At 48.1% G+C, this 14,380-nt stretch carries 12 protein-coding genes and 2 pseudogenes; 8 read left to right on the forward strand and 6 right to left on the reverse strand.

What is annotated here, in order from left to right:
• Nucleotides 1–321: 321 nt before the first annotated feature.
• Nucleotides 322–669, reverse strand: a pseudogene (locus tag J07HQW2_RS10290) (NUDIX domain-containing protein); the annotation flags it as partial.
• 194 nt (nucleotides 670–863) lie between these two features.
• Here J07HQW2_RS10290 and J07HQW2_RS18490 point away from each other — a divergent pair.
• Entirely contained in the window at nucleotides 864–956 is a 93-nt protein-coding gene (locus J07HQW2_RS18490; protein WP_021055440.1) for a DUF2080 family transposase-associated protein, read from the forward strand.
• A 56-nt stretch (nucleotides 957–1,012) separates the two neighbouring features.
• Nucleotides 1,013–2,264: pseudogene (locus J07HQW2_RS10300) on the forward strand (RNA-guided endonuclease InsQ/TnpB family protein).
• Nucleotides 2,265–2,380: 116 nt separating this feature from the next.
• Here J07HQW2_RS10300 and J07HQW2_RS10305 read toward each other — a convergent pair.
• Nucleotides 2,381–3,052, reverse strand: coding sequence for a DUF8052 family protein (locus J07HQW2_RS10305; RefSeq protein WP_021055442.1), 672 nt, complete (start codon nucleotides 3,050–3,052; stop codon nucleotides 2,381–2,383).
• A 187-nt stretch (nucleotides 3,053–3,239) separates the two neighbouring features.
• A complete protein-coding gene (locus tag J07HQW2_RS10310; protein WP_394324613.1) occupies nucleotides 3,240–3,446 on the reverse strand; it encodes a hypothetical protein in 207 nt (68 codons plus the stop codon).
• A 177-nt stretch (nucleotides 3,447–3,623) separates the two neighbouring features.
• Here J07HQW2_RS10310 and J07HQW2_RS10315 point away from each other — a divergent pair, with 177 nt between their 5' ends.
• The 4 genes from J07HQW2_RS10315 to thrC all read left to right on the forward strand — a co-directional run bounded on the left by J07HQW2_RS10315 (nucleotide 3,624) and on the right by thrC (nucleotide 6,637).
• Entirely contained in the window at nucleotides 3,624–3,848 is a 225-nt protein-coding gene (locus J07HQW2_RS10315) for a DUF8007 family protein (RefSeq protein WP_021055443.1), read from the forward strand.
• 93 nt (nucleotides 3,849–3,941) lie between these two features.
• Nucleotides 3,942–4,631: a DUF5828 family protein gene (locus J07HQW2_RS10320; RefSeq protein WP_021055444.1), complete on the forward strand. Its 690-nt coding sequence runs from the start codon at nucleotides 3,942–3,944 to the stop codon at nucleotides 4,629–4,631.
• Between the two features lie 101 nt (nucleotides 4,632–4,732).
• Nucleotides 4,733–5,116, forward strand: coding sequence for a helix-turn-helix domain-containing protein (locus tag J07HQW2_RS10325; RefSeq protein WP_021055445.1), 384 nt, complete (start codon nucleotides 4,733–4,735; stop codon nucleotides 5,114–5,116).
• 255 nt (nucleotides 5,117–5,371) lie between these two features.
• Nucleotides 5,372–6,637 carry a threonine synthase gene (gene thrC, locus J07HQW2_RS10330; RefSeq protein ID WP_021055446.1) on the forward strand — a complete coding sequence of 422 codons (1,266 nt, stop codon included), beginning with the start codon at nucleotides 5,372–5,374 and terminating at the stop codon, nucleotides 6,635–6,637.
• A 126-nt stretch (nucleotides 6,638–6,763) separates the two neighbouring features.
• On the opposite strand, the gene serA is transcribed toward thrC, so the two are convergent.
• Complete coding sequence (gene serA, locus J07HQW2_RS10335; protein WP_021055447.1) at nucleotides 6,764–8,371, reverse strand: phosphoglycerate dehydrogenase; 1,608 nt, start codon at nucleotides 8,369–8,371, stop codon at nucleotides 6,764–6,766.
• 225 nt (nucleotides 8,372–8,596) lie between these two features.
• Between serA and serB the strand changes: the two genes are divergently transcribed.
• A complete protein-coding gene (gene serB, locus J07HQW2_RS10340; protein ID WP_021055448.1) occupies nucleotides 8,597–9,232 on the forward strand; it encodes a phosphoserine phosphatase SerB in 636 nt (211 codons plus the stop codon).
• An 85-nt stretch (nucleotides 9,233–9,317) separates the two neighbouring features.
• Here serB and J07HQW2_RS10345 read toward each other — a convergent pair whose 3' ends face one another.
• Entirely contained in the window at nucleotides 9,318–10,115 is a 798-nt protein-coding gene (locus J07HQW2_RS10345) for a topoisomerase DNA-binding C4 zinc finger domain-containing protein (RefSeq protein WP_021055449.1), read from the reverse strand.
• 105 nt (nucleotides 10,116–10,220) lie between these two features.
• Nucleotides 10,221–12,572 (reverse strand): DEAD/DEAH box helicase, encoded by a 2,352-nt coding sequence (locus tag J07HQW2_RS10350; RefSeq protein WP_021055450.1) that lies wholly within the window; start codon nucleotides 12,570–12,572, stop codon nucleotides 10,221–10,223.
• A gap of 554 nt (nucleotides 12,573–13,126) precedes the next feature.
• On the opposite strand from J07HQW2_RS10350, the gene endA reads away from it, so the two are divergent.
• Nucleotides 13,127–14,347 (forward strand): tRNA-intron lyase, encoded by a 1,221-nt coding sequence (gene endA, locus J07HQW2_RS10355; RefSeq protein WP_021055452.1) that lies wholly within the window; start codon nucleotides 13,127–13,129, stop codon nucleotides 14,345–14,347.
• Nucleotides 14,348–14,380: the final 33 nt, after the last annotated feature.

Here is a 14,380-nt window from a genome sequence, read left to right on the forward strand (position 1 = left end):
CTCGTTTAATATTCAAAGGTGGAAACTGTCTGCTCACTGCGCTCGTTATTTGATCACTAGCCAGCTTCAATCGGAATTATATTTATTACCGCTTTGTTATATTCTTAGAGGCAAACCAGACTGTTAGCGTGAATTGACACGTTTTAGTGATATCCCTCAGTCGAGTTAGTCGATTTATGCAGAATCGATGAAAAACCCCGTCCATGTCGGACGGCAGGAAACCACAATATCCCAACTCAGCGCAGCGGCATGGTGTCGTGGGAATCCTCGCCGTTTAGAGCGAAGAGAATATCAAATTTGTGTCAAATCGCCGTCTGATAGCTATATTGACTCAATAATACCTGCATCAACGAGATACGTTTGCACGTATGGATGTAGTTCAGCGGCGAATGCATCCTCAATTGGTTGTTTGAAAATCTGGAACTCAGTGTGTTGATCGTCCGACTCAAGTTCTGGACGTGGTTCTGCTGCGGCGACACTGAATCCAATTGGGATATAATATTTGCCATCCACTCCATCAATGTCAGCAACATCATATTGATGTTCGCATGCACCAAGGCGGTCTTTAATGACGACGTCAATGCTTATTTCTGCGTCGGCAATCCGATGCACTGCGTCGGTAAATGATTCTCCCTTATGAACTCGACCTCCAGGAACAGACCATCGACCGCGTGCTGGGGCATTATTTCATTTTGCAAGAATAACACCATCCTCATGACGCACGACAAGATCGACTGAGACTATTGGAACATGTCTGACGATCGTTTCCCACGTTGTATCCTCGATTGGGCACTCACTCATGTCTGCATGTCGACCTTTGCGTTGCCATCATTAATATTCAATAAAATGCGTGTACCACATCGATGGATAGACACGAGATTGAAGATCACGAACTCATCGAAGGTGAGGTGACAGCCACTGGGAACAGCGCTCACCTTCTCGTTCCCAAACGATGACGTGGTGTAGACGTGAAGTGAAAATCGTCCGTACATCCGACATAAGCGAGTAATCCATGCACTACGCCTACAGGTATCGACTCCACCCGACCGACAGCCACCGAGAAAAGCTGGATTCTGGCATAAATACCTGTCGACAACTGCACAACCACGCACTCAACGAGCTCGAACAAATCCCCGACCAACTCCCTGGTCTGAAAGACTGGTATGGCGAGCTGAGCGATCTGTACTCGACGGTCTCACAAGCTGTTGTGATGCACATCGAAAACATTATTAAAGCCCTGTCCGAGTCAAAAGGAACGGCTACAACGTCGGAAGTCTCAACTGGAAAGCACCCACCGAATTCAGGAGCTTCACGTACGTTCAGTCTGGCTTCGAGTTCGATAATAAAAACGGTCAGACCGTCCTCTCACTCTCAGTTTCGAAACTCGCAGACAGTCCAGTCACAGTTCACCGCGAAATTCCCGAAGGTGTCACTGTCAAAGGGTATGTGTCAAGAAAGAGCGGACTGGTGACTGGTATGCCTCGTTCGCTGCCGAAGGCACAGACGAGCCCGAGAAACCGATAGTCCTACCCGTTGCGTCGGCATAGACTTGGAGATTCTCAAGTACTCCCACGACACAGATGGTCGTGCTGTCTGCTCCCTTGACCTGCAAGATGAACGGGGGCGACTCAAAGGCGAGCAGCGGTCGCTGTTTCTCTCGCGGAAACAACAAGGGTCGAACAACTGGCAGAAATAACGGTTGAAACTAGCTGAATGCCACCAGCAACTTAGACGAAAGCGCCACTGCCAGGACTTCTTGCACAAGCTCTCGAACTACTATGCCACCGAGTATGAGTTGGTGGTTGTCGAGGAATAAGACTTGGAGGTGAAGCCGATGCTGGAGTTAGCTGGAAACAGCCAGAACACGGCTTCTGCGGCACGGGATACGTTCACCACACTGATTAACTACAAATACAGGTGCGAGCGTGACGGGACGCACTTTGCCGAAGTCGAACCCGCTGGCACGACCAAGGAGTGCTTTTCGTGTGGTATTGTGTCTGATAAGCCGTTGTGAGTACGAGAGCACTCATCCCCCGCATGCGGGTTTGAATTGGAGATTGATAGAGACGCGAATGCTGCGCTCAACGTACTTTCCCATATCGCTAGGACTGGGGCAGTCCAAAGGTGTAACGCCCATCGAGACTGCGCTCGCTGTGTTCACGTCGTCAGGAAGTTGTGGCGTCGTGGATGGAAAGCGTGTCGTCGAAACAGAACAGGACAGCAAGCCCCAACCCCACCCTCACCGGAGCCGCGCCAGCGGCTGAGTAGGGTGGGGTAGTTTACTGGTGACAAATCTGGGACTTAGCTTCGAATAAAACGTGCGAAACCACGATTGGGTATATTCGGACTCGCAGCTTCTCCATGGCATAGTTAGGCACTTTCAGAAACTGAGTGCATCTCGAATCCGAGTGAGAAATCCGGACTGCTCATCGGCGGTGACATCCTTCCACAAGGTAAATGCTTGAATAGTATCGGCTTGCTCACTTGCAGCAGCTTCTTCACGATTTGGGGCAACGACAACAAGATGGATTTCGTAATGACCATAATATCCGAATTTCAATAAGTTTCGATCATGGAATGATGATACAAATGACTCGACACTTTCTGGCACTGCATCAGCGACTACAACAAATGTGAACTCAGTCCCGAAATGTTCTTCATCGGGATCGAGCCACGCAGAATCGTCCGCAAGGTCATGTCCAAGCGTAACAAATCGCTCAAAACTCTCAACACGTGGTCGCTCAACTTGAGTGACGAATACATGTTCATGCGTTTCATGATTCGCATAATCCAATGCTGGATGGAAAAAGTGCTTATGACTCTCAAGTCGCATTTCAGCGTACATACTGAATGTTTCTCCGTGGACCTGCTCATCCTGCGTGAGGTCATAATTGAACAATAGTCGATCAGAGACACGATCCAGATACTCATCATCCCATTCAGGTACTCCTGGAAGGTCGATATTAGCTTCCTCAGCTGCTTCAACTGGATCAAATGTATCTGAATCTGAATCCGAATTCGCATCCGTTGTCTCATCTGTTCCGGTGGTCATCTAATTATATCCCTAACAGAATGCGTGTGCGTATACATGATATTACACCGTTGACTCAGTCCCACTCTCAGTAAGTGGTATCCATTCATTTTGATCTTATCTCTCTAGTTAAAAAGAGAATCGGATGCGCAACTCGAATTGAATCCAGAGGGATTGCCTGTGTCGCTGTCTTGGTTATTTGCATCACTCAGTCCTCAGTGTTTGGATCATATGCAACAATATCGTCATCAATAGCCGGGGCACCGACAGCAAGGGCAATTACATTCTCCTCGGCATCATGGGAGTTGTATGCCCGCTGTGGACTCTCTGTATCAATTGTGAATAGTTCTCCTGGTCCTGCATGGCATCTGTTTCTGTTAATACCAATATTTGAGAGATCCGTCGCCGCGCTCAATCGACGGAGTTCACATGGTCGATCATCAACCGGAGTGACAGTCTCGGGGGTGACAACCTGATATCACATATCACTTACTCTGCACCAGCGCAAAAAAACCACACGGGCGATAGCACTTTTTATGACTCCCTCACATGGAGACAAGTATTTAATAATCATAAACAAAATTTATACTATATGAATACGGACAAGAATACCGAATCATGTGGGCGTTGTTCGATGTCAGCAGTTGTTGATGCAAGTATCGATACAACCGACCGCGATGGTCCATTCGATGACAACCGAATCGAGATTGATGATGAAACGCTACGAAAAGTATCACCGGCGGCGTGGCTTGGCAATCTCACAACAAAACTTGATTCGCTCGCATGGCGTTTCTTTGGCAACCGCAATAGAAAATAAGATATCGACTATCGTTTTGTGAGGCTTTCTGTCGCATATCTGGACATACTAGCGTAGTACTTTATATGCTCACACACATAGCTTACAATAGCGATGCAAGAAAGCGTCTCCGGATTCGAAGTTCGGGGAACATGGGGTGATGTTGTTGAACACGGTGAGCGAATAACCCGTGCACTCCGCGATGCAGATGTCGATGGTGAAGCATTTGACGAGTGGAATGAGTGGAGACCAAAATCTCATGAACGCCTCGGCGAGGATGTGAGTGAAAAAACGGCTGCACAAGCAAGCGTTAGTGAGGGGAAAGGTGAGCGTGCTGGAAAAGCCCCAGATGAGGACCTCCAAACAGCTGGGGAGATGCTGTCTGACTCCTATGATCATGTTGAGGCAGGCGAAAGTGACTCTGCAGTTGAACGGTGGTCCGATTCGCTTGAATACGTTGCACGAGCAGCTGACTCCGCAGGACGCCGGGCGTTACGTCGAGTTGAAGATACGGTTTATCAACGCGTGATGACTCAAATTGCACCATATTATTTTGATAATACACTCATTAGCGCCAATATTCAGAAAACAACCCGTGAAGAGGCTGATGTAGCGTTCATATTTGAGGTGAACATTAACGATGATGAACTCAAAACAGCTGTTAGTGATCGTCTCAGTGACTTTGATGATGAAGTCACTCGATGGCATGTCGACACTAAAAAACAAACTGAAACCGCAGAGGCTGCCGAAGGTGTTGAACCGCCGACACCCACTGCAAATCCGCCGAAATCAACCAATAATTAATCATCCATCGAAACCAGCCAATGTGTAGTTCTTTTGCTGATGTGAAGTGATGAATCGCTCAACCGACAATCGTTATTTATCTGAACCTCTAATAATTATCTATGAGCGAGGCGCCAGCGATGAGTGAGTTGTTGGATACTGACGACCCTGGATTTCAGCAGGTGTTGGCATGCGTTTTTGGGATACAACAACATGAGAGTCGAACATACCTTGTGTTACTTGAAAATCCAGAAAGTACTGTTGCAGAGCTCTCGGATGTACTTGAACGCGACCGAAGCAATGTCAATCGATCATTAACCACGCTGTTGGACAAAGGACTCGTAGAGCGTCAGCGTCGGTTACTTGATCCTGGTGGCTACGTATATCAATATACTGCGACAGAACTTCCAGAGGCAAAGTCACTACTTCATGATGCGCTTGATCAGTGGGCTGAAATTGTTCATCAAAGCATTGATGATTATGGTAACGACCATCCGCCGTCGTAATCTCCGGTGCGCTGCTCTAATCGCACCGAATATGATTGAATTCACACATTCATATAGATGAGTATCCAGAACAGACAGGTGTGATGATTACCCTTCCGTGAGCAATTGATGTGAATCAAGGGTCTGTCGAAGTTGTAACATGAAAATAATGAATCCGCCCTATCGGATTGAATAACCGGATAAAATTCTTATTTTTCCTTAATTTTGCGCTCTACACCGTCTTCTTTTTCACCACAGGGTTCAGTGAACTTCACAATGAGTCTTGAACTTAGTGCCGCTACCCCGGACATCCCCCCAGAGGCAACCGATGGTGTTTGGCTCGCGGACATCAAAACAGGAGAAACATACGCCCCATTCGAGGAAATCCGCTATACAAGCGATGAGGATAATTTACTCGAGGTACGTTATGCTGATCTCCCAACGTTTGAGGATTTCCAGGGACAGGGTCGTGGCGTCTGGCGGTATCATGCTGCTCTTCCGTTTGAAACCGGGGTCACCCTTCCTGAGGGCGACACGCCGCTTCATCGAGCACCCAGTATTCGAGATGCTGCTGGCGTTCGCTCATTGCGGATTAAACATGAGGGAATGAATCCGACTGGATCATTCAAAGACCGCGGTATGACCGTCGGTGTCCGAGTCGCAAAAGAACTCGGAGTCGGACGGCTTGCTTGTGCATCAACAGGGAATACATCTGCTGCACTTGCCGCATACGGTGCACGCGGGGGAATGCAGACACTCGTGTTGTTACCTGCTGGAAAAGTTGCCGCTGGAAAGATCGCCCAAGCCGCGCTTCATGATGCTCGCATCTTAGAGGTCGATGGCAACTTTGATGATTGTCTTGATATCGTTCAGGATCTTGCCCGACGTGGCGAGGTATATCTATTAAATTCACTGAACCCATTCCGACTTGAGGGACAGAAGACGATCGGGCTTGAAATTCTTGAACGATTCTATGAAGAGTATGGACGATTCCCCGATCGAATTATTCTTCCTGTCGGTAACGCCGGCAATACTTCAGCCCTGTATAAGGCATTCCGCGAGCTGGTCCAATCAGGAGCATTGAGACCAGATGAGGTTCCGAAACTGACAGGCGTCCAAGCAGCGGGGGCAGCACCGATGGTTGAGGCTGTCGAGCATGGGTGGTCAGGTATCGAACGCTGGGATGATGTCGAAACCCGAGCAACGGCGATTCGAATTGGAAATCCAGTCAACGCTCCGAAAGCACTCCCAGGGATTCGTGAAACCGGTGGTACGGCTATTGCTGTCACCGACGATGAGATAACCGTTGCTCAACGTGATCTTGCACGTGAGGGTATTGGCGTCGAGCCAGCATCTGCAGCCTCTGTGGCTGGTCTCAAGAAACTCCGTGGTCGAAGCCGCATCGACAGTGATGAAGATATTGTCTGTCTCACAACCGGGCATCTTCTGAAGGATCCCGATGAAGCATTCAAAGCCGGAGGTAATCCGGAATCCGTTGGTGGTGACACCGATGCCGTCTTAGAGCATATCGGCGCGAAGTGACAGTGCATTAACTGTTATATCGACCGCAATCAAAACGAAAGTGAGTATATATTTAGATATTATTTAGACGGTTGCAGTTATATCAACACCGATTGACCTGTACCTATCTGATATCATATTTAGACACTATTCGGATTGTTCAGCGTCTGAGATGCTATTTAGAGTTAAATACTGAATATCTATCATCCGTTCATCAGCAAGGATTCGTTCAGCAACATCGGTTGGAACGGGGTCATCAAGATTGTATATGGTGAGTGCCTCACTTCCCTTAACATTGCGTCGTGCATTGAACATTCCAGCGATATTGATCTCATGCTCACCGAGCACTGATCCAATAAATCCAATAACACCTGGCTTGTCAGCATTTCGCGCAACAAGCATCTTACCGTGTGGGACCGCGTCAACCCGATATCCATCGATTTTCACAATCCGAGGTTCACCCCCGGTAAACTGTGTGCCACTTACTGCGAGTTGATCGTCACCGTTGGTTACCTCAACAGTAACGAGACTTTGGAAGTCATCTGACTGCATACGCTTTGATTCCGTAACGTCAATCCCTCGTTCCTCAGCAATCCGCGGCGCGTTGACTGCATTCACCTGCCACTCTAATGGTTTAAATACCCCTTTGAGGGCTGAGGCAGTGACAAGTTCGACATCCTCATCTGCAATATCACCTTCATATGAAACTGATACTGATGAGATGCGCCCATCAAGTAATTGTGCAGCAATCTTTCCGGCTGTCTCTGCAAGGTCAATATATGGACGAATTCGTGGGAACACACTCTCATCGACCGATGGTGCATTAAGCGCGTTCATGACCGGTTCCTCAGCAAATGCAGCATCAACTTGATCCGCAATCGATGTAGCAACATTTTCTTGAGCTGCTTCGGTTGACGCACCGAGATGTGGTGTGACGACGACCCCATCGACATCGAGCAACGGGTTATCGGGTGCAATTGGTTCATCTGCAAAAACGTCCACAGCCGCACCATCAAGTATTCCATCGTCGACTGCTGCGGCAAGCGCGGGTTCATCAACGACACCGCCACGGGCACAGTTGATTAGATACCCACCATCCATTAATTCAAGCTCTGCAGTTGAGATCATCCCGGCCGTTTCAGATGTCAACGGAGTATGGACTGTCAAGAAATCTGCGCGTTCAAGACAGGTCTCAAGCTCGACAAGTTCAGCACCAAGTCGTGCGGCGCGGTCCTCACTAATATATGGATCATACGCAACAAGATCCATTCCAAGACTCTCAAGTCGCTTCGAAACCTCCTGTCCAACTCGACCAAGACCAACGACGCCCAGTGCTTTTCCATTTACCTCAGTACCGAGATATTCACTTTTCGCCCATTCGCCATTTCGCAAGCGAGCGTGTGCCTGTGGGATTGATCGTGCACCAGCGAAAGTCATGGCCACGGTATGCTCTGCTGCGGCGCGAACATTGCCTTCTGGAGCATTCGCGACAATGACTCCATGTTCAGTTGCGGCATCAATATCGATATTATCAACCCCAATTCCAGCTCGTCCGACAATAATTAAATCTGAGGCAGCCTCAAAAACAGATTCATCGACGTCAGTTCCGGATCGAACGATGAGTGCATTAACATCTGTAACCGCGTCTAACAGCGCTTCGCCTTCGACGTCGTAGCCCGTATCGACGCCATGACCAGCGGCTTGAAGCCGCTCAAGTCCAGCATCATCGATCGGGTCTGTAACAAGTACCTGCATATGCATAATCACATCCTCGGTCTTGGGTTAAACGTTTCTTCATCGGCGTATACAACTCTCTGTGGATTGTTATGTATACACGTAGTCTGAATTAATACAAAGTCGAAATATCCATGTGATACTGTATATTCTATATTATGTTCTGATCGGTATCATAGCTGTCCACACTCTATCAGTGAGCAGGGCGAACGCTAGGCTCAAATCATTGCCTATCAACATTTCAGTATGCGACTCATCGCTTTCGACTTTGATGGGACTCTCTCGGATTCAGAAATGACAGTTCTTCTCGGCGATCGATGTGGTGTTGCTGATGAGATGACATCAATCACAGATCGTGCGATGAATAATAAACTCTCATACGCACAGAGCCTCCGAAAGCGCGCCGCACTGTTGGAAGGACTTGATGATAAAGAAGCCGACAGCGCATTTGATGCTGTTCAACTTCGACCAGGTGCTGGCATCTTGATTGACCGACTTCGCGATGCTGGTCATCACGTTGCCATCTTTACCGGTGGATTCGAACGTGGTGTTGAACGGGCATTGACGAAAGCAGACACTACTGTTGACACAGTTGTCGCCAACCGGCTTCCAATATCTGATGATCAACTCACCGGGACAGTTGAGGGACCACTCATTGAAGGAACGAAGGATGATGCACTTCTATCGCTTGCCACAGACTGTGATATCTCGGCTGATCGAACAATTGCGATTGGTGATGGAGCGAATGACCTCCCGATGCTTGAGGTAGCTAATCTTGCTGTTGGATTTGTTCCAAAGAGTGCTGTCCGTCCAACATGCGATGTTGTTGTCGCCTCGATGGACCGACTTGAATATGTTTTTGAGGGCTATAATATACTGTAAATGCCAAATTACGATTACAGATGCACATTCTAGATATATCTATCTCACCCGGCACCATCGACTTGAATACGCCCTGTTAATCGAGTTAGTCATTACCAGTATTGCCATCAGCCGTATCGTCTAGTGTTTTAGAGTCTGCATCAACGTCACCCAGAAGCTCACATGTTCCATCAAGACACCGCTGTCCTTGTGACGTCTTGAATACCGGTAGCCCACAGGGACACGTATCAACAACGACACCTGTAGGAATTGCAAAAGCACTCTCGCACGTCGGATACCCGCTACACCCTACAAGTAGCCGACCTCTACGACGAATAATCTGCATCGGTGATCCGCAGTCTGGGCATGTCCACTCATCCTCAAATCTCTCCCGTACAGCATCGTCAAGCGACTCACAGTTACGATCAAGACAAATCCTAAATCGCTCCCCAGCAGTCACTTCAATCATCGGCAATCCACAGGTCTCACAGGATTCATCCTGTACAGTCGCACCCGTTGGTAGTGGATATTTAATATCAGAATCGGTCCCAAAGATGATATCGCTAGTCTGTACGAGTGATTCCCCAGTCTTCGGATGTGTCCCGACTGGTGTGCCTGCCTCAGTCGCCGGATACTCTGCGCGACCAGTGACTTCGTGTCCAATGATACGCAGGACCTGTTCACCTGCTCTTGCGGTGATCCCAAATCCGCCTGCATCACATTCGACTGTAATTGAGTCGGATCGCGTGAGCCATGCAACGGGTTGATATCCATCAGTATCATGAACAAGAACAGTTCGATCAGGTTTGATAATTACTATGACACGTCCACGCTCTGTCTGATCATTTGCTGATTCAAACGTTATTGTGCAATCACCAGCAAAAACCCGAATTGTTTCTGACATACCGGTGTTGGCTGCCAGTTATTACATAAACGTTTGCGCGAATTTATTTGAATCAAAAGGGATGAAATAGTGTTCTAATTTCGTCTGTGAGGATACTCCACGCTATTAATTGGAGGTTACTGATACTGCTCGTTGTGCACGGACCGGATGTAACGGCTCTGCTGGAAATGTTATTTCGATCATAAATTCTAGTGTCTCGGTATCTGCACCGAACACTCCAACCGGAACTGTCGTTGCGTCACCCAGATACGTTTCTGTTGATATCATCTCAATCTCATTGACCGTAATGCGAATGCCGACATACGCACCACCGCCAACATTTCTGATTGTGACCTCACAAAGTTCATTTGTGCCACGAACAATCTGATCAGGGAGTGATTCCCATCTCACATCGATGTTCGGAAACTCCCGTGCATTTATTACAACCTGTTTTGCAACGCCCTCAGTGAGCCCCGCACGTTCAAGCTCTATCACTCCAGCCTCAATGACATCTGATGGGCTGTGCAATCCACCAGTTGCAAGTTTGCTGGCTCGTGTTGCCCCAATTCCATCGATAGCAGTGAGTGCAACAGCATCCCGGGAAACCCCATGTTCTACTCGCGCTGCGACACGTCGTGCTAGATTCGCCGCTCGTGGTCCTGTGAAAGAATCAAGAAACTCTCGAAGCGCTGAGAGTAGTCGCCGGGCGTTCTGTCGAATAATCCATGCATCTGAGCGAAGATCTGCAGGTGTTGCTCCATTCATACCAGCATACAGGATTGCAAGCACCTTTCGTGACCCATCCTCAAGCTCGGTTGAAATTGACGCATCTGATAGAACCCCGTCGATGGCGTCAGACTCTGATTGTCGAGCTGAGACGGCATGAAACTCACCCGCAGCAGCGACAGTCTCAAGAATCCCAGCTGCGGTGAGTGTCTCACGGTCACAAAGCGTGCTAAATCGCTCTGCGGTTTGCAATCGTAGATAATACTTCGAAGTAAGCCGTCCTAAAGTCGTTCCACTGACAGCAAGGTCATCATCCATTTCCACGAATCCTCGGCTGACGAGCGATTCAAGCGTTGATCGCATACGCTCTTTGAGCGTGCTGAAATCATACGCATTAGGGTTTGATTTAGCCCGGCGATAGTAGAATGTCGTCTCAAGCCATGTGAGGACATCATCAAGATCTTCGATCGTCCCCATTGCAATCTCAGCGTTGAGATGTGAATCAAGATCTTCAGCAAGTCGAGATTCGATTTCTTTTCCTTCCTCAAGCAGCCGACGATATTTCTCAGCCTCCGAGCGATCACAGACAACCCACCCGTATCCGACATCGTCGTAACTGGGTCGGCCTGCTCGTCCAAGCATCTGTAGTACATCAAGTGGCGAGATATCGACTTCTCCCTCAAGTGGATCATGATACTTTGTATCCCTGATAACAACACACCGTGCCGGGAGATTCACACCCCATGCCAGCGTTGATGTTGAAAAAAGTAACTGAATTTTTCCAGATTTAAACCATGACTCAATACGGTCACGATCATCTTTTGCAAGTCCAGCATGATGGAACCCCACCCCGTCAGGAACTGCTTTACTCAGTGCATCATTCTCTAATTTCTTAGCATTCGTGTGGAATTCATAATCGCCACGGGCACCCATCGGAATATCTCGCTGTGCAATCTCATCTCGTGCCTTTCCAGCCGCCTGAACTGCATCCTGTCGTGATGAGACGAACACCAGTGCTTGCCCATCGTCACGAAGGTGTTCTTCGGCACAATCAAGTGCTCGATAGAGTCGTCGATACTTATCTGCAAATGTATTATCACCGTGTGTATACTGCTGAATTCTGGTATGTAACTTCACCGGGCGATAATCTTCTCCAAATTGAAATGTTGTTGATGATGATGCATCAAGCCATCCAGCAATATCCTCAATATTAGACATTGTCGCTGAAAGTGCAACGATTCTGGGATCACAAAGCCGACGTAGCCGCGAAACTGTGACCTCTAATACACCACCCCGCGTATCAGAGTCAAGTAGATGAACCTCATCGATGACACAACAGTCGATATCAGTAATAAATGAGTAGCGTGCGGAATCGTGTTTTCGTGTCGCTGAATCGGTTTTTTCGGGGGTCATGACAAGGATATCAGCCCGCTCAGCTCGTCGAGTGTTGAGCTCGCGTTCGCCGGTCACAACATACACTGAATATCCAAGTGACTCAAAGCGGTCCCACTCCGATTCTTTCTCATTTGTCAGCGCTCGCAACGGAGCAATGAACAATGCTGTGCCGTCACGACGCAAAGCTCGACATATTGCTAGTTCTGCGAGGGCAGTCTTTCCGCTTGCTGTTGGTGCAGCAACAACGACATTCGAGTCATTCTGAAGAATCTTCGGTGCCGCCTCTTCTTGCATCTGGTTGAATTCATCAAAGCTGAATGCATCAGCAAATTCTGGGACAACATCTGCTACTTTCACACATTACTCCCCCAATTTGAAATCCATCTCCTATCACGCATGTGTCGGTGTTTAATACGACAGCGTCGGCATTTGTTTTGATAGCGACGAACACAGTCGTGTGTGGATTTGTACTTATATCTATGCTCTTGATTCTGCGTGCACCACGCTCGATTGAGCTGACACCGGAACCAATCTGGATGCTGAGATTGGCAGTTGTATCTATCGCCATGTTTGCAGCGTATATCGCAATTACCGCTGATTAGCAGACCTGGAACGAATAGACTCACAGCATCTATCGAGTCCCCAAGCGAAAAGACGTTTCTTCTTCACTGTAGTCAAATAGATTATCTGCTGTATCAAAAAATAGTTTCAACTTTCTGATCTTATACTAATAACTGTATCGTGAGTCCCACACAAGTAAACACAGCCAGTCTTTTGACTCCGTATTAATCATTTTATCTGGCTTTGTCTGTGTCTGATTTTTGTGTAGATGTGCAATTAATGAGTAACTGGTCACAGGGCGATTGCAACAGAGATAGAAGCCTACTGGAACAACATAGAAATAGACATAAATGGAAGGGACATTTATCAATGGAACTGTTCACGTCGGCGCGGACGCTAAACAACGGTTTCATGATGCCCGCGGATACGGGCGTATGCGCGACGGTAAGGAGGTCGAACTCGCTCCTGTTGAGGCGGCGCACTTGCTTGCCCGTGGCGATCTTGAGGAAATTATCATCGATACATCCTCACATTCGGATGACGCACCCTCAACCAGTCAGATACACCCCGGATTAGATACGGTTGACTCTGATACTTCTGAGATTTATTCAACTGATGACTCATCGACATATCACGTTGGATTTCGAGGATTTCTGATATACACAGGCATGGCTCGCCAGTTTGCTGTGTACAAGGACCTTCGTGACCGCGGATTCTATCTTTCGCCTGCTCGCCCGTCATGGCCCGGTGTTGACTCAGCGACCGACAATCAGAGTGACTTCATCGTGTATCCACGTGGGATGGGACCGTACGATGGCGAAATCGCTCATCGAATTCGCGTTATTGGTGAGCGAGAGAAAGTGAAAATCTCGACTCTCGGTAATATTGTTCTCGCAGTCGTTGATGAGGATGGCGAGTTAACATATTTTGAGACTAACTCTGGGTCGGCATTTCATGATCTTATCTCTCAGGAAGTAAATGAGTCAGATTCCGACGATGGTGGCATAAATAAGATTGCTAATGAACCTACAGCACAGGACCAGTCATCACTCCCAACAGATGTCAGCGTTGATGTGGTTAATGACCGTGTTGTGTGCTATGATGCTACGACCTCATTGTATGAGCAAAATTTCTATGGACAGCGACTCTTCGGTCGGAATGCGGATACAGGACCGCTCCAATTTTCACTTATTGAAGCCGCATATCTCGCTCAACAAGGTGTGATTGCGGTCGATACAGCCACCCTCGTTGCTATTGGACGCGATGTCGAAGGCGATCGATTTGACCAGCGTCTTCGCGTGTATGCAGCATTAAGACATCATCATACCGTTCCGAAGAGTGGGTTTAAATTTGGGGCAGACTTCCGCGTTTATACGACGTTCGAAGAGATTGATTCACTCGACCATTCAACAGACCTTGTCCGCGTCTGTCAAACCAACATGAAAATATATCCTCGTGACTTATCACTTGATATCAGATTGGCTGGCGGGGTTCGGAAGCGAATGGTTTTTGCGCTCACCCCAGCCAACGGCGATATACACTGGCTTTCGGTAGCCCGACTTACTTTATGACACGCGATACTGACGATATCACTAACGCTGACG

It is taken from the genome of Haloquadratum walsbyi J07HQW2 (assembly GCF_000415985.1).
In the GTDB taxonomy this organism is placed as follows: Archaea; Halobacteriota; Halobacteria; order Halobacteriales; family Haloferacaceae; genus Haloquadratum; species Haloquadratum walsbyi_B.

Bases quoted from the DNA above. Each gene is read 5' to 3' on its own strand.
- J07HQW2_RS18490 (WP_021055440.1), top strand. From the start codon at position 864: ATGGATAGACACGAGATTGAAGATCACGAACTCATCGAAGGTGAGGTG.
- J07HQW2_RS10305 (WP_021055442.1), bottom strand. From the start codon at position 3,052: ATGACCACCGGAACAGATGAGACAACGGATGCGAATTCGGATTCAGAT.
- J07HQW2_RS10315 (WP_021055443.1), top strand. From the start codon at position 3,624: ATGAATACGGACAAGAATACCGAATCATGTGGGCGTTGTTCGATGTCA.
- J07HQW2_RS10320 (WP_021055444.1), top strand. From the start codon at position 3,942: ATGCAAGAAAGCGTCTCCGGATTCGAAGTTCGGGGAACATGGGGTGAT.
- J07HQW2_RS10325 (WP_021055445.1), top strand. From the start codon at position 4,733: ATGAGCGAGGCGCCAGCGATGAGTGAGTTGTTGGATACTGACGACCCT.
- thrC (WP_021055446.1), top strand. From the start codon at position 5,372: ATGAGTCTTGAACTTAGTGCCGCTACCCCGGACATCCCCCCAGAGGCA.
- serA (WP_021055447.1), bottom strand. From the start codon at position 8,371: ATGCAGGTACTTGTTACAGACCCGATCGATGATGCTGGACTTGAGCGG.
- serB (WP_021055448.1), top strand. From the start codon at position 8,597: ATGCGACTCATCGCTTTCGACTTTGATGGGACTCTCTCGGATTCAGAA.
- J07HQW2_RS10345 (WP_021055449.1), bottom strand. From the start codon at position 10,115: ATGTCAGAAACAATTCGGGTTTTTGCTGGTGATTGCACAATAACGTTT.
- endA (WP_021055452.1), top strand. From the start codon at position 13,127: ATGGAAGGGACATTTATCAATGGAACTGTTCACGTCGGCGCGGACGCT.